Origin of the sequence: Mumia sp. Pv4-285 (assembly GCF_041320275.1) — a bacterium.
Classification (GTDB): domain Bacteria; phylum Actinomycetota; class Actinomycetes; order Propionibacteriales; family Nocardioidaceae; genus Mumia; species Mumia qirimensis.
Genome location: NZ_CP162023.1, coordinates 3122344 through 3142694, shown reverse-complemented (window position 1 = coordinate 3142694; position 20351 = coordinate 3122344). Strand labels below are relative to the sequence as shown.

Sequence of the window (20351 nt, the reverse complement as noted above, 5' to 3'; positions counted from 1 at the left end):
GTACCGTAGCACCGTAACCCTGATATCGGCGAGCGATGTTCGATAAACGAGCAACGGAGCAGACGATGGCGCACTACCGGCAGATCGGCGACGTCCCCGCGAAGCGGCACACGCAGTTCCGCGACGACGACGGGCAGCTCCTGTACGAGGAGCTGATGGGGGAGGAGGGCTTCTCGTCGGACTCCTCGTTGCTCTACCACCGCGGCGTGCCGTCGGCGATCGTCGCGTCGGAGGTGTGGGACCTCGCCGACCAGACGAGGACGCCCAACCACCCGCTGAAGCCGCGCCACCTGAAGCTGCACACGCTCTTCGAGGACGGCGCGAAGGCCGACCCCGTGACCGGGCGCCGGCTCGTGCTCGGCAACAACGACGTGCGCATCTCGTACGTGGTGACGGGGGTGGACCCCTCGCCGTACTACCGCAACGCGATCGGCGACGAGTGCGTGTACGTCGAAGCCGGGGCGGGCGTGGTCGAGACGGTGTTCGGTGTCGTCGCCTACCGGGCGGGGGACTACGTGATCGTGCCGCGCGCGACCACCCACCGGTGGGTCCCGCGCGAGGCGAGCCGGCTCTATCCGATCGAGGCCAACAGCCACGTCGCCCCGCCGAAGCGCTACCTGTCGCGGTACGGGCAGCTCCTCGAGCACGCGCCGTACTGCGAGCGCGACCTGCACGGTCCGACGGCGACCTTCAGCGCCGACGGTCGCGACGTCGAGGTCCTCGTGAAGCACCGCGTCGGAGGCCAGGTCGTCGGGACGCGCATGGTCTACGCGTCCCACCCCTTCGACGTGGTCGGGTGGGACGGGTGCCTCTATCCGTACACGTTCAACATCGAGGACTACATGCCGATCACCGGCAAAGTGCATCAACCGCCGCCGGTGCACCAGGTCTTCGAGGGGCACAACTTCGTCGTCTGCAACTTCCTGCCGCGCAAGGTCGACTATCACCCGCTGTCGATCCCCGTGCCGTACTACCACTCCAACGTCGACAGCGACGAGGTCATGTTCTACGTCGGCGGTGACTACGAGGCGCGCAAGGGTTCGGGCATCGGGATCGGCTCGATCTCGCTCCACCCGGGCGGCTACGCGCACGGCCCGCAGCCGTCGGCGATCGAGGCGTCGTTGGGAGTCGACTACTTCGAGGAGTCGGCCGTGATGGTCGACACGTTCGCGCCCCTGGAGCTGGGTGAAGGCGGTCTGGCCTCCGAGGACCCGGCCTACGCGTGGACCTGGTCCGGCCGAGGACCAGAGGATCCTGCGGTTTTTTCCAACAGCTGAGCCTCCAACAGCTGAGCCTCCAACAGCTGAGCCTCCAACAGCTGAGTCGCAAAAAGGACGAGGCCCGGCGAGAACGACGTCCTCGACCGGGCCTCCATCGGGGTGGATGACGGGACTTGAACCCGCGACCACCGGCACCACAAGCCGGTGCTCTACCAACTGAGCTACACCCACCGCGCGCTCCACGGCGAGACCGTGTGCGGCGAGAAGAAGTGTAGCGGGTCAGCCCTCGTCGTCCGAAATCCGGGTCGGCTCTGCGACCTGTCCGCGCAGGGATCCGGCGTGCTGTGCGGCGATCGCCCGGGCGGTCTCGGTGTCGGGGCCGGGCTCGGGCACGAAGACCGCTGCACGGTAGTAGCGGAGCTCCTCGATGCTCTCCTGGATGTCGGCGAGCGCGCGGTGGTTGCCGGTCTTCGCGGGGGAGGCGAAGTAGGCGCGCGGGTACCAGCGGCGCGACAGCTCCTTGATCGACGAGACGTCGATCACGCGGTAGTGGAGGTAGCCCTCGAGGTCGGGCATGTAGCGCAGCAGGAACGCGCGGTCGGTGCCGATCGAGTTGCCTGCGAGCGGCGCCTTGCGGGGCTCGGGGACGTGCTGCTTGATGTAGTCGAGCACGACCTGCTCGGCGTCGGCGAGGGCCATGCCGTCGTCGAGCTCGGTGATCAGACCGGACGCGGTGTGCATCTCGGTGACGACGTCGTTCATCTGGTCGAGCGCCTCTCGCGGCGGCTTGATGACCACCTCGATGCCCTCGGCGACCGGGTTGAGGTCGAAGTCGGTGACGATCGCCGCCACCTCGACCAACGCGTCTCGCTCGAGGTCGAGCCCGGTCATCTCACAGTCGATCCACACAAGCCTGTCCACGGCAGTCCACCCTAGCCTCCCCCTCTGACCCCTACAGGTAGCCTGGGTCGCGAATCGCTGGGAACGCGGGCCCCGCCACGAACGTTGGACGGGCGACACGTGTCCGTACGAGAAGGATGGTTGCCAGGTGGCCAGCAGGGACGACAAGCGCGAACGCCGCGAGCGAGCAGCCGAGCTGCGCAAGGAGCGCGAGCGTCAGGAGAAGCGACGTCGCAACATCATCACGGCGGCCATCGTGGCCGTCGTCCTCGTCGTGATCGCCGTCGCCGGGTTCGCCATCAAGTCCGCGGTGGACGAGGCTGCCGGAGACTCGGTGCGTACACCCAAGGGGCTCACCGAGAACAACGGCGTGGTGCTGAGCGCCACCGACGTGGGTGGCACCGCCAACCCCGACGCGGTCAAGGTGACGTTCTTCGAGGACTTCGCCTGCCCGCACTGCAAGGCCTTCGAGGCCGAGGCGGGCACGTGGATCGACGAGCAGGTCAAGGCCGGCACCATCGAGGCCGAGTTCCGCCCGATCGCCTTCCTCACCCAGTTCTCCAGCGATGCGCTGGCCGCGTCCATGTGCGTCTTCGAGGACGGGGGCGCCGCCGCGTACCGCGACTTCACCGAGCAGGTGTTCGTCAACCAGCCGACCGAGGGCGGCGAGCTCGACGAGTCGGACTTCGTCGAGATGGCCGAGACCAGCGGCGCCACCGGTGCGAAGGACTGCATCGAGGGCCGGCCGTTCCGCGACTGGGCCGAGGTCCAGGGTCCGCCGACCAAGGCGGCCTTCGAGACGCCCGACGCCGAGGGCACCAAGCTGAGCGGCACGCCGACCGTGTGGGTCGACGGTGTGACGGTCAACGGTCCCGAGGTCGACGGCCAGCCCGGCGTCCCCGGTCTCGCGGACATCCAGGCCGCCGTCGAGGCTGCACAGGCCCGCTGACCCGAACCGACGTCGGTCGGTCGAGACCACGACGCCCCGTACGCCCCGTGCGTACGGGGCGTCGCTTCTCTACGGTGGGCAGGGACGACACCAGACGATCGACGGGAGCGACATCATGGCCGTACGCACGGCAACGACGCAGTGGACCGGTGGGCTGCAGGACGGCTCGGGGAGCGTCAACCTCGACAGCTCCGGGGCTGGTTCTTTCGACGTCTCGTTCCCCAAGCGGGTCGCCGACGAGGCGGACGGGACGACGAGTCCTGAGGAGCTGATCGCGGCGGCGCACGCCGCCTGCTACTCGATGGCGCTGTCGGGCGGCATCGCGAACGCCGGCGGCACCCCGCAGTCGTCGACGGTCAAGGCGGACGTCACCGTGCGCCCCGACCGCGAGAACGGTGGGCTGCTGATCTCCAAGATCGTCCTCACCGTCCGGGCGAAGGTCGACGGCCTGACCGCCGACCAGTTCGCCGAGGTCGCCGAGGAGACCAAGAAGGCGTGCCCGGTCAGCAAGGCTCTCGCCGCGGTCCCCGAGATCGAGCTCGACGCCGCTCTGGAGAGCTGAGCGCGCCCGGCAGGATTCGAACCTGCGACCGGCGGATTAGAAGGCCGCTGCTCTGTCCAGCTGAGCTACGGGCGCCCAAGCGACACCCTATCGGCGGCGGCTTCGTGGGGGTACGCGGATAGGGTTCGGGGTGTGTCCCAGCCGTGGTCGGCGCCGTCGCCGCAGCCTCCTCGCTCGCCGGCCCCGCTCGGGCCGCTCCCGCGCCTGCCCGACCCCATGTGGCAGCGCGGTCACACCCTCCTCGTCGTCCTGATGTTCGTGACGGCGGCGATCGGTGTCGTCGGCGCGGGCTACCTGTCGATCTCCACCGGCGACGTCGCCGGCAGCGGCCTGAGCCTGTTGTACGCGCTCCTGCCGCTGCCGGCGCTGCTCGGCTGCTTCTTCTGGCTCGACCGCTACGAGCCCGAGCCGTGGCACTACAAGCTCGCCGCAGTCGTGTGGGGCGGCGTGGTGTCGGTGGTTCTCGCGCTCGCAGCCCAGCTCTTCATCTCTCACACGTTCGACCTCTCCAACGAGGCGCTCGCGACCTTCATCGCGCCGGTCACCGAGGAGCCGGCCAAGTGCCTGTTCCTGCTGCTCACGTTCCTGCGGATGCGTCGAGTGATCGACGGGGTGATCGACGGTCTCGTGTTCGCCGGGCTCGTCGGTCTCGGCTTCGCCTTCGTCGAGAACATCGGCTACTACGCCGGCGCGTACCTCGGAATCGACGAGGCCGGCATCGACGGCGCCGGCGCGACGACGGCGACGTTCGTGCTGCGCGGCATCATGAGCCCGTTCGCCCACCCGATGTTCACCGCCGCCTTCGGCATCGCGATCGGCCTTGCGGTCCGGCAGCGGTCGATGGGCCTGCGGGTCCTGCTCTGCGTGGCAGGGCTGGTCGGGAGCATGGCGCTGCACGGCATCTGGAACGGCAGCGTCAGCTACCTCGGCGGCACCGGGTTCCTGCTCGCGTACGGCTTCACCGGCCTGCTCCTCGCCGGGACGGTCGTGCTCGCAGCGATCGCCCGTCGCAACCAGGGCCGCTACCTCACCCGTGCGCTCACCGACGTCGCGCGCCGCGGCTGGCTCGTCGCCGACGAGATCCCCTTCATCGCGTCGCTGTCCTACCGGGGCAAGGCCGTTAAGCACGCCCGTGCGTACGGCGGCGACGCGTCCGCGAAGGCCACCCGGCGCTACCAGCGCAACGCGATCACGATGGCCTTCCTCTACGCCGGCGTGATCGATCGGTTGGCGAAGCCGAGGGCCGCCGAACGCGTCGACGCCCTGCTCGCGCAGATGCGGGTGCTGCGCCCGTACGTCGTGCTCCCCGCGCCGTTGCGGTTCGCGTACGCCCCGGCGCGCGCGCCGTACCCGCAGGTCCGGCCCGGACCCCCGTACGCCGCGCCGCCGCCGCGCCCGTACGCCCAGCCGAGCGTGCCGCCGCCGTACGGGCACCCGAGCGTTCCCTCGGCGAACGGTCAGGCCGTCGCGCCCCCCGCAGGACCGGCCCTCCCTGTCGACGTGCCGCCGCACGCTCCGGGCCGCGACGGGCGCACCGAACCCCGTCGTCAGTGACTTCGACGACGCCCGGGTGGTCCGCGAGGGTCGCGAGTAAGACCTCGGCCGAAGTCTCCACTACGCTGAGGCGGTACAGCACACCTTCTCCGGAGGTACGAGTGTCGAGGGATGGTTCCACCGCGACCCTGCTCGCTGCGCTGCTCAAGCTGCGCTCCGAGCTGGGCGGTGCTGCCCTGGGCCTCGACGTCCCGGGGGCCGCCGAGGGGCGCGAGGCCCAGCGATCGCTGCTCTCGCAGCTCGACGACTACGTCCTCCCGCGGCTGGTGCAGCTCGACGCCCCGCTCCTGACGGTGATCGGTGGCTCCACCGGTGCCGGCAAGTCGACTCTCGTGAACTCGCTCGTGGGTCGCCAGGTCACCGAGTCAGGAGTGCTCCGGCCGACGACACGCTCGGCCGTGCTCGTCCACAACCCGGCCGACGCCGACTGGTTCCAGCCGGACCGCATCCTCCCCGACCTCGCCCGCGCCACCAGCCAGTCGCACGACACGCGGTCGCTGACGCTGGTCGCCGCGCACACGGTGCCCCAGGGGCTCGCGCTCCTCGACGCACCGGACGTCGACTCGGTCGAGGCCGACAACCGGCGACTCGCGGGCGAGCTGCTCGCCGCGGCCGACCTGTGGCTCTTCGTGACCTCGGCGGCTCGCTACGCCGACCAGGTGCCGTGGGACTACCTGCGGGAGGCGGCCGACCGCAGCGCCGCCGTCGCGATCGTCCTCGACCGCACACCCGAGCCGTCGATGGGCGAGGTCCGCGGTCACCTCGCCCGCATGCTCACCGCGCGCGGCCTCAAGGACTCTCCGCTGTTCACGGTGCTCGAGGGTGACGTCGACGAGGACGGCCTGCTGCCGCCGAGCGCCGTCGCCCCGATCCTCAACTGGCTCCACGACCTCGCCGCCGACCCGGAGGTGCGCGCCGCGATCGTCACGCAGACCCTCGACGGCGCAGTCCGCAAGATCGTCTTCAGCGCGTTCGACGTCGCCGACGCCGTTGCCGACCAGGGCGCGGTGCTCTCCTCGCTCGTCGAGGACGTCGACCGCGCCTACACCGGTGCCGAGGCCGCCTTCGCGAAGGACCTCTCCGACGGCACGCTGATGCGGGGGGAGCTCGCGGCTCGCTGGCGCGACTTCGCCGGGTCCGGTGACCTGCTCCGCGGTGCCGACGACCGCATCGGACGCCTGCGCGACCGCATCGTCGACAGCGTGCGCGGCCGTCGCGCCCGGGTCGCCGAGGTCCAGGAGACGCTCGGCCACGACATCGAGCTGCTGCTGCTCGAGCAGGCCGAGGCCGGCGCCCACGCGGCGTACCAGGCCTGGGAGGCGTCCGGCGCCGGCGCGTCGCTCCTCGCGGGCTCGGGGCGAGAGCTGGAGCGTGCCACCCGCACCCTGCGGACGCGTGCCGAGCGCATCGCCTCCGACTGGATCGAGGCGTGCACGGAGATCGTGCGGGCCGAGGGCGCCGAGCGTCGCATGACTGCGCGCTTCCTGGCGCTCGGCACGGCCGGTTCCGCGGTCACGCTCGGCATCTGCGTCGTCAACGAGCTGGCCCCCCGGGAGGACGAGGTCGCCAGCGGAGCATCGACCGCCCGCGAGCTCCTCGTCGAGGTCTTCGGCGACGTGACCGCCCACCGTCTGCTCGAGCTCGCCAAGGAAGACCTCCTGCGCCGAGCGGGCACCGTGCTGCGTGACGAGAGGCAGCGTTTCTACGACGTCCTCGCTCGGACTGCCGCTGCACCCTCCGCAGCCGATAGCATTCGAGCCGCTGCGCGTGCCGCCGAGGATGCGCGACACACCGACTTGATCCCCGAGGACTGGGACTGACGTGACTGGGACTGATCTTGCCGGCGCCTCGCCGGCACCGTTGTTCAGCACGAGCGGCGGTGACGTCGCCGCGCGCGTCGACGGACTCGCCCGCGCCGTGGACGCCACCGCTGGTCGGCTCGACCCCGCGCTCGTCGAGGAGGGAGCCGTCGTGGTGCGCCGCGCCGGCGAGCGTCTCCGCCTCGCCAGCGACCGCACCGTGGTCGCGCTCGCGGGTGCGACCGGCTCAGGGAAGTCGTCCCTCTTCAACGCCGTCGCCGGCATCGAGCTCTCGGCCGTGGGCGTCCGACGTCCGACGACCTCCTGGGCGATGGCTGTCGCCTGGGGCGAGAGCGGCACGCGAGAGCTGCTCGGCTGGATGGGCATCGCGGAGCGTCAGCAGATGTCGCTGACCAGCCCGCTCGGCTCCACCACAGACGACACGAACCTCGACGGTCTGGTGCTCCTCGACCTCCCGGACCACGACTCGACCGAGGTGTCGCACCACCTGGAGGTCGATCGACTCGTCCAGTACGCCGACGTGCTGGTGTGGGTCCTCGATCCCCAGAAGTACGCCGATGCGGCGATCCACGAGCGCTACCTCCGCCCCCTGGCGCGCCATGCCGCCGTCACGATGGTCGTGCTCAACCAGATCGACAAGCTGCCGCCGGAGAAGTGGGACGGCGCCCTGCAGGACATCCGCCGACTCCTGGCCGACGACGGACTCGCCGGCGTCCCCGTCCTGGCCGTGTCCGCACTGCGGGGCGACGGCGTCGACGACCTCAAGCGCGCCCTCGTCCGCCGGATCCGCGACAAGCAGGCCGCCGGCATGCGCACCGGCGCCGACGTCGAGCACGTCGCGAGGGCGCTCGGTCAGGTCAGTGGAGACGCGCCGGCGATCGGTCTGACCGACTCCGACCGCGACCAGCTCGTCGAGGCGCTCGCCGACGCGGCGGGCGTGGCAGCCGTCGCCGACTCCACCGAGAAGACGCTGGTCTCCAAGGCCGTGTCCGCGACGACCTGGCCGCCGCTGCGCCTGATCGGACGCTCGAAGTCGAGCGGCGCTCGCGGCGGTGACGGCGCCGACGGGGTGCCGGCGCGCGTGCAGCGGCCTGCCGTCGACGTCGCGGTCCGCGACGTGGCCGAGAAGTCCACCATCGGCCTCACGGCTCCGTGGGTGCAGTCCATGCGCCGCGCGGTCGTCGTCCCCAACCGTGATCTCGGCGACGTCCTGGACGGCGCCATCGCCTCGACCGGTCTCGGTCTCGGTCGTCCGCCGGCTTGGTGGTCGGCCGTCAAGGCGATCCAGTGGGTCGCGCTCGCGGTGACCCTCGGCGGGCTCCTGTGGCTCCTCGCGCTGGCCGGAGCCGGTCTGACCGGGAGCACGTCCGCCCCGACCGTCGGAGGCGTGTGGCTCCCCGTGATCCTCGCGGTCGCCGGTCTGGTCGTCGGGCTCGGGCTGGCCCTGGTCACCACCGTCGTCGCGAAGTCTTCGGCACGGAGCAGGGCTCGCGGGGTCGAGGACCGCCTCCGGTCCACGATCGCCGACGTCGCCCGTGCCCGCGTGCTCGATCCGGTCGACGCCGAGCTTGCGGCGTACGACCAGGCGCGACGCGGCATCGCGACGGCACTCGGCCGCAACGTCTGACCGGTCGTCCTCGCGTCATCCGTCCACACGGTGTGCTCGTCCACAGCGGCGAGGACGCCGTGGTTCGTTCCTGCGCGGAGAACCCACATTGAGGGTGTCCCCGATGACAGGAGCGCCCATGAGCGACAACCAGATGACCGTCTACGGCAACGTCGGCACGCCCGTCGAGCTTCGCGAGAGCGGCAGCTTCGCGTGGGCGATGTTCCGGGTCGGATCCACGCCGCGCTACTACGACCGGCAGCAAGGCGGGTGGCGTGATCTTCCGACCGTGTGGATCACCGTGAAGGCCGCCCGCACGCTGGCACAGAACGCGGCCACCTCCCTCCAGCTGGGGGACCCGGTCGTGGTCCTCGGCCGGCTCCGCACCCACACCTGGCAGGACAAGGAGTCGGGGGAGGAGCACCGTCGCGACGTCCTCGAAGCGACTGCGGTGTGCCACGACCTCAACCGCGGGACGACCACGTTCCGTCGCAACGAGCCGGCGCCCACTGTCGAGACGCCGTCGCAGGAAGGAGAGGCGGTGGCAGCGTTCGAGAGCACCCATGCCGTTCCCGACCTTCGAGCGGAGGCGGTCGCCGTCTGAGGTGTGCTGCTCCTCCGACGGTCCGATTCACGGCTCCGCCGGGGGAGCGCCTACGCTGGACCCATCATGGCTGACTACGTGTTCACCCTGCGCAACGTCCGCAAGTCCCTCGGCGACAAGGTCGTCCTGGACGACGTGACGCTCTCGTTCCTCCACGGCGCCAAGATCGGCGTCGTCGGCCCCAACGGCACCGGCAAGTCGACCCTGCTCAAGCTGATGGCCGGCATGGAGCAGCCGAGCAACGGCGACGCCTACAAGGACCCCGAGGCCAACGTCGGCATCCTTCTCCAGGAGCCGCCGTTGACCGAGGGAGCCACCGTCCTCGAGAACGTCGAGGAGGCGGTCGCCGAGATCAAGGGCAAGCTCGACCGCTTCAACGCGATCAGCGAGGAGCTGGCGAGCCCCGACGCCGACTACGACTCTCTCCTCGCGGAGATGGGCGAGCTGCAGACCGATCTCGACCACGCCAACGCCTGGGACCTCGACTCGCGTCTCGAGCAGGCGATGGATGCGCTGCGGTGCCCGCCGCCGGACACGATCGTCGACAACCTCTCGGGTGGTGAGCGCCGCCGCGTCGCGCTGTGCAAGCTGCTTCTCCAGCAGCCCGACCTCCTGCTCCTCGACGAGCCCACCAACCACCTCGACGCCGAGAGCGTGCTGTGGCTCGAGCAGCACCTCGCCAAGTACCCCGGTGCCGTCCTCGCCGTCACCCACGACCGCTACTTCCTCGACAACGTCGCGCAGTGGATCCTCGAGCTCGACCGCGGCAAGACGCACCCGTACGAGGGCAACTACTCCACCTACCTCGAGACCAAGCAGCAGCGCCTCGTGGTCGAGGGCAAGAAGGACGCGAAGCGTCAGAAGATCCTCGAGCGCGAGCTGGAGTGGGTCCGGTCCAACCCGAAGGCCCGTCAGGCCAAGAGCAAGTCGCGTCTGGCGCGCTACGAGGAGCTCGCCGCCGAGGCCGAGCGCCGTCGTTCGGTCGACCTCTCCGAGATCAACATCCCGGCGGGTCCGCGCCTCGGCGACGTCGTCCTGGACGTGAACGACCTCACCAAGGCGTTCGGCGACCGCACGCTGATCGACGACCTGAGCTTCTCGCTGCCGCGAGCGGGCATCGTCGGCATCGTCGGCCCCAACGGCGTCGGCAAGACCACGCTGTTCAAGATGATCATCGGCGAGGAGCAGCCCGACGCCGGCAACCTCACGGTCGGCAGCACGGTCAAGATCTCGTACGTCGACCAGTCCCGCGGCGGCATCGATCCGGCCAAGAACGTGTGGGAGGTCGTCTCCGACGGACTCGACCACATCAAGGTCGCCAACTTCGAGATGCCGAGCCGGGCGTACGTCGCGTCGTTCGGCTTCAAGGGCCCCGACCAGCAGAAGCGTGCGGGGGTCCTCTCGGGCGGTGAGCGCAACCGCCTCAACCTGGCGCTCACGCTGAAGATGGGCGGCAACCTGCTGCTTCTCGACGAGCCGACCAACGACCTGGACGTCGAGACGCTGCAGTCGCTGGAGGACGCGCTCCTCGAGTTCCCGGGCTGTGCCGTGGTCATCTCCCACGACCGGTGGTTCCTCGACCGCGTCGCGACCCACATCCTGGCCTGGGAGGGCGACGCCGACAACGCTGCCGCGTGGTACTGGTACGAGGGCAACTTCGCCGACTACGAGGCCAACAAGATCGAGCGTCTCGGCCCAGAGGCCGCACGACCCCACGCGCTGACCCACCGTCGCCTCACACGCGACTGATCCAGAAGCACGAACAGTACGAGGCCGGCCCCGTTCAGCGGGGCCGGCCTCGTACGTCGTGCTGTGGGGCGATCGTCGTCAGGGGACGACCTCTCAGAAGCCCTGACCGCCCAGGTCGCGGCGTACGCGCTCGAACGCCTGACCCAGGATCTCGAACTCGTCCTCGGTGAGGTTGTCCATCAGGTATCGACGGACGCCGCCGACGTGGGTGTGAGCGGCGTCGCGGAGCCGGTCCATGCCGGCCTCGGTGAGCTTTGCGTTGACCCCGCGGCCGTCGGACAGGCACGACGCGCGCTCCACCAGCCCGGCGCGCTCGAGCCGGCTGACGGTGTGGGTGATGCGGCTGCGCGAGTGCGCGACCTGGCTGGCGACCTCGGCCATCCGCAGGGTCCAGTCCGGGGCCTCCGAGAGTCGGACGAGGATCTCGTACTCTGGCATCGAGAGGTCGTGCTCGCGGCGCAGGTCACGGTCGAGCTGGTCGAAGAACGCTGTTGACCCGCCGAGGAACGAACGCCACAGGCGTTGCTGCTGGTCGTCGAGCCACCGCGTGTCGGGGGCGGTCTGCGTGGTCGAGGTCATGGACCGATTGTACCCAGGGAATAGTTGCGTCTTCAATTAGTTATGCTACGGTGAAGGCAGTTGGTTGAAGCCGCAACTACAGCGGCGAGGCCGGCGCCAAGCCCTAGAAGACCACCACGACCCAAAAGGGGACGCAGCACCATGGCACAGATCACCACAGGCACCTGGAACTTCGATCCGACCCACACCGAGATCGGTTTCACCGTCCGTCACATCATGAGCAAGGTGCGCGGCAAGTTCGAGAAGTTCGAGGGAAGCATCACCACCGCTCCGGAGATCACGGAGTCGACGACGACCGCGACGATCGACCTCACCTCGATCAACACCGGCACGCCGGACCGCGACGCGCACCTGCGCTCCGCCGACTTCTTCTCCGTCGAGACGCACCCCACGATGACCTTCACGTCGACCGGCGTCGTCGCGAAGTCGGACACCGACTTCGTCGTCACCGGCGACCTCACGATCAAGGACATCACCCGTCCGGTCGAGCTGTCGGTCGAGTTCCTCGGCGAGGGCAAGGACCCGTGGGGCGGCACCCGCGTGGGCGTCGAGGCCACCACGACGATCAGCCGCAAGGAGTTCGGGATCGACTTCAACATCCCGCTCGAGGGCGACAAGGTCATGATCGGTGACAAGATCACCGTCAACATCACCGGCGAGGCCGTTCTCGCCCAGTGATCCCGCCGATGCCGTGACGCCATCGCGTCGCGGCATCGTCGCGTAGAGCGCGCGGCTGTTCTGGAGTTTCCCCCGGCTTCAGGACGGCCGCGCTGCTGTTTCAGCCGCGCCGCCCTCTGCGCGTCGGTGGCCGGCACGCCTCAGTCGGCGGGAGTCTCCTCGGGCGCAACCTCGTGGGTGACGCCGACCGACCGCAGGGCCATCTGGGCGTGGATCCGGCCGAGCGACTCTGGCGTCCGGGCGCCCTGCGGCTGGTACCACCGGACGAGGTCGATCGCCATCGAGATCAGCGCGAGCGAGACCCCGGGGACGTCCTGGACGTCGAAGACGCCCTTCTCGACACCGTCCGTGATCGCCTCGTGGTAGACGCGCTCGATGTCGCGTCGGTATCCGGCGACCTCCCGGCGGTGCTCGGGAGTCAGCGCGGCAATCTCGTACTGGACGACACGGGCGCCCGCGGTGTGCGTGGCGTGGTAGCGCGTGAACGCGAACTGCATGTTGGCGAGACGCTGCACAGGGTCGGCGCTCGTCGCCGCCGCCGCGCGGATCATCTCGAGGCACTCGATGTGCCCGGAGCTGCTGACCTCGTACAGCAGCTGCTCCTTGGAGGCATGGTGCACGTAGAGTGCTGCCGGGCTCATGCCGGCCCGTGTCGAGATGTCACGGGTCGTCGTCGCGTGGAACCCGCGCTCGGCGAACGCGTCGATGGCGGCGTCGGTCAGCCGCTTGCGGGCTGGAGCCTCGGTCATGGTCACTCCTGGGGTCGAGGAGGGTGGGGGGACCCCTCCACGCGCTAAGCGCGCGCTTAGTACACTCTAGGGGATCACGATCTCATGACCCGGAGGCCCTCCCGATGAAGCGAGCAATCTTCGAGGACGACCACGAGGCCTTCCGCGCCTCGGTCGCGGCGTTCGTCGAGCGGAGCGTTCTCCCGAACGTCGAGCAGTATGCCGTCGACAAGGGTCTGCCGCGCGACTATTGGCTCGGGGCCGGCAAGCAAGGTCTCCTCGGGCTCGAGGTGCCGGAGGCGTTCGGCGGTGCGGAGGCCGGTGACTTCCGCTTCAACGCCGTTCTCGCCGAGGAGCTGTCGAAGGTCAACGCCGCGCTGCCGTCGTGCACCGGCATCCACTCCGACATCGTCGCCCCGTACCTCGTCGAGCTGACCACGGACGAGCAGAAGGAGCGCTGGCTTCCCCGGTTCGTCACCGGTGAGCTGCTCACGGCCATCGCGATGACCGAACCGTCCGGCGGGTCCGACCTGGCAGCGCTGAAGACCACCGCCGTCCGCGACGGCGACGACTGGGTCATCAACGGCTCCAAGACGTTCATCACCAACGGCTGGTCCGCCGACCTGGTTGTCGTCGCCGCCCGCACGAGCCCCGAGAAGGGGGCCAAGGGCATCACCCTCTTCGCCGTCGAGACCGGCATGGACGGCTTCACCCGCGGCCGCAAGCTCGACAAGGTCGGCCAGAACGAGTCGGACACCGCCGAGCTCTTCTTCTCCGACGTACGCGTGACCGACGCGCAGGTCATCGGCGAGGTCGACCGCGGCTTCATCGCGATGATGGAGCGTCTCCCGCAGGAGCGTCTCTCGTGCGCGGTCTCCAACGTCGCGCACGCCAAGCAGATCCTGCTCGAGACGATCGACTACGCCAAGGACCGCCAGGCCTTCAAGCAGCCGATCGGATCGTTCCAGCACAACAAGTTCCTGCTCGCCGAGCTCGTCACCCGCATCGAGTCCGTCGAGGCGTACGTCGACGCCGCGGTCATGGCGCACACCCAGCGCGCCCTCACCGCGATCGACGCCGCCAAGGTCAAGTGGCTGTCGTCGCAGGTGCAGAACGAGGTGCTCGACCACTGCGTCCAGCTGCACGGCGGCTACGGATTCATGAACGAGTACCGAGTCGCGCGCGCCTGGCAGGACGCCCGCGTCACCAAGATCTGGGCCGGCTCGAACGAGATCATGAAGGAGCTCATCGGCCGCGACCTCGGGCTCTGACCTCCCGGTCACCCCTGCGACACCGTCTCGGGACACCCGCAACACCGGCTCAACTCAAGAACAGTCTGGACCTCGAGAGAAGGACATCTCAATGCCTGAAGCCGTCATCGTCTCCACCGCGCGTTCGCCGATCGGGCGCGCGTTCAAGGGCTCGCTCAAGGACATGCGTCCCGACGACCTGAGCGCGCAGATGGTGCGCGCCGCGCTCGACAAGGTCCCCGAGCTCGACCCACGCGACATCACCGACCTCATCCTCGGCTGCGGACTCCCCGGCGGCGAGCAGGGCATGAACATGGGCCGCATCGTCTCGGTCCTCCTCGGCTACGACTTCCTGCCTGGCACGACGGTCACCCGCTACTGCTCGTCGAGCCTGCAGACCACCCGGATGGCCTTCCACGCGATCAAGGCCGGCGAGGGCGACGCCTACATCTCGGCCGGCGTCGAGACCGTCAGCCGCTTCGTCAAGGGCAACTCCGACCTGATCCCCGGCCAGGAGATCACCAACCCGATCTTCAACGACGCCGTCCAGCGCACGGAGTCGTTCACCGAGGGCGGTCAGAAGTGGACCGACCCGCGTGAGGACGGCAACCTTCCCGACGCCTACATCGCGATGGGCCAGACCGCGGAGAACGTCGCGCAGGTCCTCGGCATGAGCCGCGAGGAGCAGGACCGCTTCGCCGTACGCAGCCAGAACCTCACCGAGCAGCGCATCGCCGAGGGCTTCTGGGCTCGCGAGATCACGCCGGTCACGCTCGCCGACGGCACGCAGGTCACGGCCGACGACGGCCCGCGCGCCGGCACCACGTACGAGGCGGTCTCCTCGCTGAAGCCGGTGTTCCGGCCCGACGGCACCGTCACCGCCGGCAACGCCTGCCCGCTGAACGACGGCGCCGCCGCGCTCGTCATCATGAGCGACCAGAAGGCGAAGGACCTCGGCCTCACGCCGCTCGCCCGCATCATCTCGACCGGTGTCACCGGTCTGTCGCCCGAGATCATGGGTCTCGGACCGGTCGAGGCGATCCCGCAGGCGCTCAAGAACGCCGGCATGAGCCTCGGCGACGTCGACCTCTTCGAGATCAACGAGGCCTTCGCGGTGCAGTCGCTCGGATCGGCCCAGCAGCTGGGGATCGACGAGGACAAGCTCAACGTCAACGGTGGCGCGATCGCCGTCGGCCACCCCTTCGGCATGACCGGCGCTCGCATCACGGCGACGCTGATCAACTCGCTGCAGTGGCACGACAAGCAGTACGGCGTCGAGTCGATGTGCGTCGGCGGCGGCATGGGCATGGCGATGGTCATCGAGCGTCTCTCGTGAGCGGAGACGCAAAGCGCTTCGCCGGGCGAACCGCGATCATCACCGGTGCCAGCCGCGGCATCGGACTCGGCGTCGCCGAGCGGATCGTCGCCGAGGGCGGACGCGTGTGCATCACCGCGCGCAACGACGAGGCCCTGCAGGAGGCGGTCGTCCACCTGGGGGGTCCCGAGGTCGCGATCGGCGTCGCCGGCAAGGCCGACGACGCGGCGCACCAGGACGACGTGATCGCACGCACGATCGAGGCCTTCGGGTCGATCGACCACCTGGTGAACAACACCGGCATCAACCCGGCGTACGGCCGCATGATCGACCTCGACCTCGGCGCGGCCCAGAAGATGTTCGCCGTCAACGTCCTGAGCGCCCTGGCGTGGACGCAGAAGGTCTACGGCGCGTGGATGGACGCCCACGGTGGCACGGTGGTCAACATCGCGTCGGTCGCAGGGATCAAGCCCGCTCCCGGCATCGGCTTCTACGGTGCGACCAAGGCCATGCTGATCCACGTGACCCAGGAGCTGGCGGTCGAGCTGGGGCCGAAGGTGCGCGTGAACTCGGTCGCTCCGGCGGTCGTCAAGACCAGGTTCGCGGGCGCCCTGTACGAGGGCCGCGAGGAGGAGGTCGCCGCGGAGTACCCGATGAAGCGCCTCGGCGTGCCCGAGGACATCGGCTCGGTGGTGGCGTTCCTGCTCTCCGACGAGGCCGGCTGGCTGACCGGTCAGAACGTCGTCATCGACGGCGGACTGACCCTCACCGGCGGAGTCTGAGGTGTTGCCCGATCGCCCGGGCGTCGTCATCACCGGCGGCGGCAACGGGATCGGGCGGGCGATCGCGCACCGGCTGGTGGCAGCCGGTGCGCGGATCGTCGTCAGCGACCTCGACGCCGATTCTGCGGCGCGGGTCGCCAACGAGGTCGGCGGTCTCGCCGTGCCGGGCGACGCGGCGACGGAGGCGGGCGTACGCGCCCTGGTCGACGCCGCACGCGACCACCTCGGAAAGATCGACGTCTTCTTCGCGAACGCCGGCATCGCCCGAGGACACGGTGCCGCGACCGAGGACGACTTCGAGGCGTCGTGGCAGGTCAACGTCATGGCGCACGTACGCGCGGCGCGGGCGCTGCTTCCCGACTGGCTCGAGCGTGGGGAGGGGCGGTTCGTCGCGACGGCTTCGGCTGCCGGGCTGCTGATGATGCTCGGCTCCGCCCCGTACACGCTCAGCAAGCACGCCGCCGTCGCGCACGCGGAGTGGCTCTCGGCGACGTACCGGCACCGGGGGATCGTCGTGCAGACGCTGTGCCCCCAGGGCGTGCGTACGGCGATGCTCGACGACTCGGGTCCAGCGGGCGACGTCACCCTCAAGGACACCGCGATCACGCCGGAGGCGGTGGCGGAGACGGTGTACGCCGCGCTGGGCGACGACCGCTTCCTGATCCTGCCGCACCCCGAGGTCGCGGACTACGTGCAGGCGAAGACGGCGGACCCCGACCGCTGGCTCGGTGGCATGAACCGCCTCCAGCAGCGCGTCGAGGACCTCCGTCCGGACTTCTGACGCGTCCCGGCCCAAGGGTCGCCACGCCACACCGCAAAGGCCGCTCGTACCCCGCAAACTTCTGGGGTGCGAGCGGCCTTTGCGGCGCTAGCCTGGCAAACGGACTGGCGATCAGGTGCGTGCGCAGGCCAGGCCGGCAGCGATCAGCGGCTGCGTGGCCTCACCCATCCGGCCGAAGCCCTCGCCGACCGTCTGGCCCTGCGTGAACCGGTAGTGGATGCCCTCGGTGATGATCGCGAGCTTGAAGTAGCCGAGCGCGAGGTGGAACCCCATCGTCGAGACGTCGCGTCCGCTCCTCGAGGTGTAGCGCTCCAGCACCTCGTCGACCGACGGGTAGCCCGGGGCAGCAGTCGCGTCGGCGACCGCGTTCTTGAGGGTCGTACGGCCCATCTCCTGGTAGACGATGGTGAGCGCGATGTCGGAGAGCGGGTCGCCGAGCGTCGCCATCTCCCAGTCGAGCACTGCCGTGATGCGGTCCTTGCCCTCGGGCGAGGTGTCGACGAGCGCGTTGTCGAGGCGGTAGTCACCGTGGACGATCGTCGCGTCGGAGCGCTCGGGCACATGAGCCCCGAGGTAGTCGCGAAGCTCCTCGTAGCCGTCGAGATCGCGGCTCTTGGAGGCCTCGGCCTGCTTGGTCCAGCGCCTGACCTGCCGCTCGAGGTAGCCGTCCGGACGCCCGAAGTCCGCGAGCCCGACCGAGGCGGGGTCGACGGCATGCAGGTCGGCGAGGGTGTCGATGAGGCGTTCGGCGAGGTCGCGGGTGCGCTCCGGACCGAGCTCCTCGAGCTCGGCCGCACGACGGATCGCCCGCCCCTCGGCCTTGCTCATCACGTAGAACGGTGCGCCGAGCACGTCGGTGTCGTTGCACAGGGCGTGGACCTGCGGCACCGGCACGTCGGTCGGCCACAGGGCGCCCATCACGGTGTGCTCGCGGCTCATGTCGTGAGCCGTGGCGAGCACGTGGCCGAGCGGAGGTCGACGGACGATGATGTGCGTCGTCCCGTCGGTGACGTCGTACGTCAGGTTGGAGCGGCCGCCGGGGATGACGGATCCGCTGAGGGGGCCGTCCACCAGGCCGGGCACCGTCTCGTCGAGATAGGTGCCCAGCCGGTCGAGGTCCAGACCGGGGAGGTCGTCGGCCATGTCAGTCCTTCGGTCCGCCGGCGACGTAGATGACCTGGCCCGAGACGAAGCCGGACTCCTCGCTGGTGAGGAAGGAGGTCGTCGCCGCGATGTCCTCAGGCTGGCCGACCCGCGCCACGGGGATCTGCTGGGCGCTGAACTTCTTGAAGTCCTCGTAGTCGACACCGAGGCGGGCGGCAGTCTCCGCCGTCATCTCGGTCTCGATGAATCCGGGGGCGATCGCGTTGGCGGTCACACCGAACTTGCCGAGCTCGATCGCGAGGGTCTTGGTGAAGCCCTGCATGCCGGCCTTCGCGGCCGAGTAGTTGGCCTGGCCGCGGTTGCCGAGCGCCGAGGTCGACGAGAGGTTGACGATGCGGCCGAACTTCGCCTCGACCATGTGCTGCTGAGCCGCACGGGCCATGAGGAACGCGCCGCGCAGGTGCACGCCCATCACGGAGTCCCAGTCGGCGACCGACATCTTGAACAGCATGTTGTCGCGGATGATGCCGGCGTTGTTCACGAGGATGGTGGGGGCGCCGAGCTCGGCGACGATGCGCTCGAACGCGGCGGCGACTGCCTGCTCGTCGGACACGTCCGCGCCGATCGCGACGGCCTTGCCGCCTGCTGCGGTGATCGCGTCGACGGTGGCCGCGCAGGCCGCCTCGTCGAGGTCGATGACGGCGACGGCGTGGCCGTCGGACGCGAGGCGCTTGGCGACGGCGGCGCCGATGCCGCGTGCGGCGCCGGTGACGATGGCAGTGCGCTGCTGGCTCACAACTTCTCCTCGATGCTTCGAACGGTGCTCGGGACCGCTAAGCGGTCGCTTAGCGAGGTCGCTAGCAACGTACCTCATCCGCCGTGAGCGACGACACAGGGGAGCGGGGGCCGGAAACCGTCCGTCCTGCCGGTCTGTCACGATCAACGGGTGCGCCACGTCTTCCCGTGCCCGATGCGCTGGGCCGACATCGACCAGCAGGCCCATGTCAACAACGTCACGTACGCCGACTACCTGCGTGAGGCCCGGATCGCGGCAGTCAGCGAGACGGGGGAGTCGCTCGGAGGCGAGCGCGTGCTGCGGCTCGAGGTCGACTACCGAGCCCCTGTGGTCTTCCGGCCGGAGCCTCTCCTCGTGGAGACCAGCTGGTCGGGCGACGGCGTCGTCGAGCAGGAGCTCGTCGATCTCCGCGAGGACGGCGGACGCACGGTTTTCCTGCGCGCCCGTACGACGCTGGCCGACGTCCCGGAGACCCTGCCACGCATCCCGCCCAGCCCCGGCCGTACGACGTCCGCGCCGATGCGGATCCGCGTCCGTGACCTCGGTCCGGACGGCGTGGTCGACCCCGTCGCCATGCTGGAGCTCTTCCAGGAAGGGCGGGTCGCGTTCATCACGATCGCGACCGGGCGTCGCGTGCACCCGTGGGTCGTCGCCCGGAACGAGACGACCTTCCTCCGACCAGCGCCGTACCGCGCGGAGCCCTACGTGGTCCGCAACGGCGTCGGACGTGTCGGTCACTCCTCGTACGAGGTGCGCGCGGAGCTGATCGACGAGATGCCGACCGACGGCGGCGGGCCGGTCGTGGTCGCGACGTCGCGCGCGGTGATGGTCGCGTTCGACCCCGTCGCCCAGCGGTCGCGCGAGATCTCTGAGCACGTGCGCGCACAGCTCGCCGAGTACGTGGCGCTGTGAGCCGACCGCACGAGCGGCCAGGTTTGAGTCGATCGGGAGAATGAACAGCGTGAGTCAGGACCAGGCGGAGCAGCAGCAGACCTTCTACGACGCGATCGGCGGCTACGACACGATCGCGGCGATCGTCGCCGCCTTCTACGAGGGCGTCGCCGAGGACCCGGTCCTGCGTCCGATGTATCCCGAGGAGGACCTCGGCCCGGCCGAGGAGCGCTTCACGTTGTTCCTCGTCCAGTACTGGGGCGGGCCGACCACCTACTCCGAGCGCCGCGGTCACCCGCGCCTGCGGATGCGCCATGCGCCGTTCGCGGTGACGCCGACGGCTGCGCAGCACTGGCTGCTCCACTTCCGCGCGGCACTCGACCGAGTCGCGCTGTCGCCCGAGCACGACCGAGAGTTCTGGGCGTACGTCACCCACGCGGCGCAGTTCATGATCAACGCGCCCGAGGACCTCGGCTAGCCAGC

The 20351-nt window shown here is 69.7% G+C and carries 20 protein-coding genes and 2 tRNA genes; 15 read left to right on the top strand and 7 right to left on the bottom strand.

Going from position 1 to position 20351, the window contains the following annotated elements; translation table 11 throughout:
• Positions 1–65 precede the first annotated feature (65 nt).
• Complete coding sequence (locus AB3M34_RS15140; protein WP_370615111.1) at positions 66–1277, top strand: homogentisate 1,2-dioxygenase; 1212 nt, start codon at positions 66–68, stop codon at positions 1275–1277.
• A gap of 101 nt (positions 1278–1378) precedes the next feature.
• Here the strand turns inward: AB3M34_RS15140 and AB3M34_RS15135 are convergent.
• A tRNA-His gene (locus AB3M34_RS15135) sits at positions 1379–1451 on the bottom strand.
• Positions 1452–1499: 48 nt separating this feature from the next.
• On the bottom strand, positions 1500–2141 hold the full coding sequence (orn, locus tag AB3M34_RS15130) for an oligoribonuclease (RefSeq protein WP_370615110.1): 642 nt from the start codon (positions 2139–2141) through the stop codon (positions 1500–1502).
• A gap of 127 nt (positions 2142–2268) precedes the next feature.
• Here orn and AB3M34_RS15125 point away from each other — a divergent pair, with 127 nt between their 5' ends.
• Together AB3M34_RS15125 and AB3M34_RS15120 are read left to right on the top strand one after the other, a co-directional pair.
• Positions 2269–3069: a DsbA family protein gene (locus tag AB3M34_RS15125; RefSeq protein WP_370615108.1), complete on the top strand. Its 801-nt coding sequence runs from the start codon at positions 2269–2271 to the stop codon at positions 3067–3069.
• A gap of 115 nt (positions 3070–3184) precedes the next feature.
• A complete protein-coding gene (locus AB3M34_RS15120; RefSeq protein WP_370615107.1) occupies positions 3185–3631 on the top strand; it encodes an OsmC family peroxiredoxin in 447 nt (148 codons plus the stop codon).
• Position 3632: 1 nt separating this feature from the next.
• On the opposite strand, the gene AB3M34_RS15115 is transcribed toward AB3M34_RS15120, so the two are convergent.
• A tRNA-Arg gene (locus AB3M34_RS15115) sits at positions 3633–3706 on the bottom strand.
• Positions 3707–3763: 57 nt separating this feature from the next.
• On the opposite strand from AB3M34_RS15115, the gene AB3M34_RS15110 reads away from it, so the two are divergent.
• The 5 genes from AB3M34_RS15110 to ettA all read left to right on the top strand — a co-directional run bounded on the left by AB3M34_RS15110 (position 3764) and on the right by ettA (position 10964).
• The gene (locus AB3M34_RS15110; RefSeq protein WP_370615105.1) at positions 3764–5185 is read left to right on the top strand and encodes a PrsW family intramembrane metalloprotease; all 1422 of its coding nucleotides are present in this window, start codon (positions 3764–3766) and stop codon (positions 5183–5185) included.
• Positions 5186–5286: 101 nt separating this feature from the next.
• Positions 5287–7005, top strand: a complete 1719-nt coding sequence (locus AB3M34_RS15105) for an ABC transporter (protein WP_370615103.1) — start codon at positions 5287–5289, stop codon at positions 7003–7005.
• 1 nt (position 7006) lies between these two features.
• Complete coding sequence (locus tag AB3M34_RS15100; protein WP_370615101.1) at positions 7007–8632, top strand: GTPase; 1626 nt, start codon at positions 7007–7009, stop codon at positions 8630–8632.
• Between the two features lie 118 nt (positions 8633–8750).
• Entirely contained in the window at positions 8751–9215 is a 465-nt protein-coding gene (locus AB3M34_RS15095) for a single-stranded DNA-binding protein (RefSeq protein ID WP_370615099.1), read from the top strand.
• A 66-nt stretch (positions 9216–9281) separates the two neighbouring features.
• Complete coding sequence (gene ettA, locus AB3M34_RS15090) at positions 9282–10964, top strand: energy-dependent translational throttle protein EttA (RefSeq protein ID WP_370615097.1); 1683 nt, start codon at positions 9282–9284, stop codon at positions 10962–10964.
• A gap of 93 nt (positions 10965–11057) precedes the next feature.
• On the opposite strand, the gene AB3M34_RS15085 is transcribed toward ettA, so the two are convergent.
• A complete protein-coding gene (locus AB3M34_RS15085) occupies positions 11058–11543 on the bottom strand; it encodes a MarR family winged helix-turn-helix transcriptional regulator (protein WP_370615096.1) in 486 nt (161 codons plus the stop codon).
• A gap of 141 nt (positions 11544–11684) precedes the next feature.
• Between AB3M34_RS15085 and AB3M34_RS15080 the strand changes: the two genes are divergently transcribed.
• Complete coding sequence (locus AB3M34_RS15080) at positions 11685–12221, top strand: YceI family protein (protein WP_370615094.1); 537 nt, start codon at positions 11685–11687, stop codon at positions 12219–12221.
• 140 nt (positions 12222–12361) lie between these two features.
• Here the strand turns inward: AB3M34_RS15080 and AB3M34_RS15075 are convergent, their stop codons facing one another.
• Complete coding sequence (locus tag AB3M34_RS15075; protein ID WP_370615092.1) at positions 12362–12970, bottom strand: TetR/AcrR family transcriptional regulator; 609 nt, start codon at positions 12968–12970, stop codon at positions 12362–12364.
• 104 nt (positions 12971–13074) lie between these two features.
• Here AB3M34_RS15075 and AB3M34_RS15070 point away from each other — a divergent pair, with 104 nt between their 5' ends.
• The 4 genes from AB3M34_RS15070 (at position 13075) to AB3M34_RS15055 (ending at position 17077) form a co-directional block, all read left to right on the top strand.
• The gene (locus tag AB3M34_RS15070; protein WP_370615090.1) at positions 13075–14220 is read left to right on the top strand and encodes an acyl-CoA dehydrogenase family protein; all 1146 of its coding nucleotides are present in this window, start codon (positions 13075–13077) and stop codon (positions 14218–14220) included.
• A gap of 91 nt (positions 14221–14311) precedes the next feature.
• A complete protein-coding gene (locus tag AB3M34_RS15065) occupies positions 14312–15535 on the top strand; it encodes an acetyl-CoA C-acetyltransferase (RefSeq protein ID WP_370615089.1) in 1224 nt (407 codons plus the stop codon).
• Complete coding sequence (locus AB3M34_RS15060; RefSeq protein ID WP_370615088.1) at positions 15532–16296, top strand: SDR family oxidoreductase; 765 nt, start codon at positions 15532–15534, stop codon at positions 16294–16296. The genes AB3M34_RS15065 and AB3M34_RS15060 overlap by 4 nt, the downstream gene beginning before the upstream one ends.
• A gap of 1 nt (position 16297) precedes the next feature.
• Positions 16298–17077, top strand: a complete 780-nt coding sequence (locus AB3M34_RS15055; protein ID WP_370615086.1) for an SDR family oxidoreductase — start codon at positions 16298–16300, stop codon at positions 17075–17077.
• A gap of 111 nt (positions 17078–17188) precedes the next feature.
• Here AB3M34_RS15055 and AB3M34_RS15050 read toward each other — a convergent pair whose 3' ends face one another.
• Both AB3M34_RS15050 and fabG read right to left on the bottom strand, forming a co-directional pair.
• Positions 17189–18220 carry a phosphotransferase family protein gene (locus AB3M34_RS15050; RefSeq protein WP_370615084.1) on the bottom strand — a complete coding sequence of 344 codons (1032 nt, stop codon included), beginning with the start codon at positions 18218–18220 and terminating at the stop codon, positions 17189–17191.
• A 1-nt stretch (position 18221) separates the two neighbouring features.
• Positions 18222–18977 (bottom strand): 3-oxoacyl-ACP reductase FabG, encoded by a 756-nt coding sequence (fabG, locus tag AB3M34_RS15045; RefSeq protein WP_370615083.1) that lies wholly within the window; start codon positions 18975–18977, stop codon positions 18222–18224.
• A gap of 150 nt (positions 18978–19127) precedes the next feature.
• Here fabG and AB3M34_RS15040 point away from each other — a divergent pair, with 150 nt between their 5' ends.
• Positions 19128–19889, top strand: a complete 762-nt coding sequence (locus tag AB3M34_RS15040; protein ID WP_370615082.1) for an acyl-CoA thioesterase — start codon at positions 19128–19130, stop codon at positions 19887–19889.
• Between the two features lie 40 nt (positions 19890–19929).
• Positions 19930–20346 (top strand): globin, encoded by a 417-nt coding sequence (locus tag AB3M34_RS15035; protein ID WP_407070168.1) that lies wholly within the window; start codon positions 19930–19932, stop codon positions 20344–20346.
• The last annotated feature ends 5 nt before the right edge of the window (positions 20347–20351 follow it).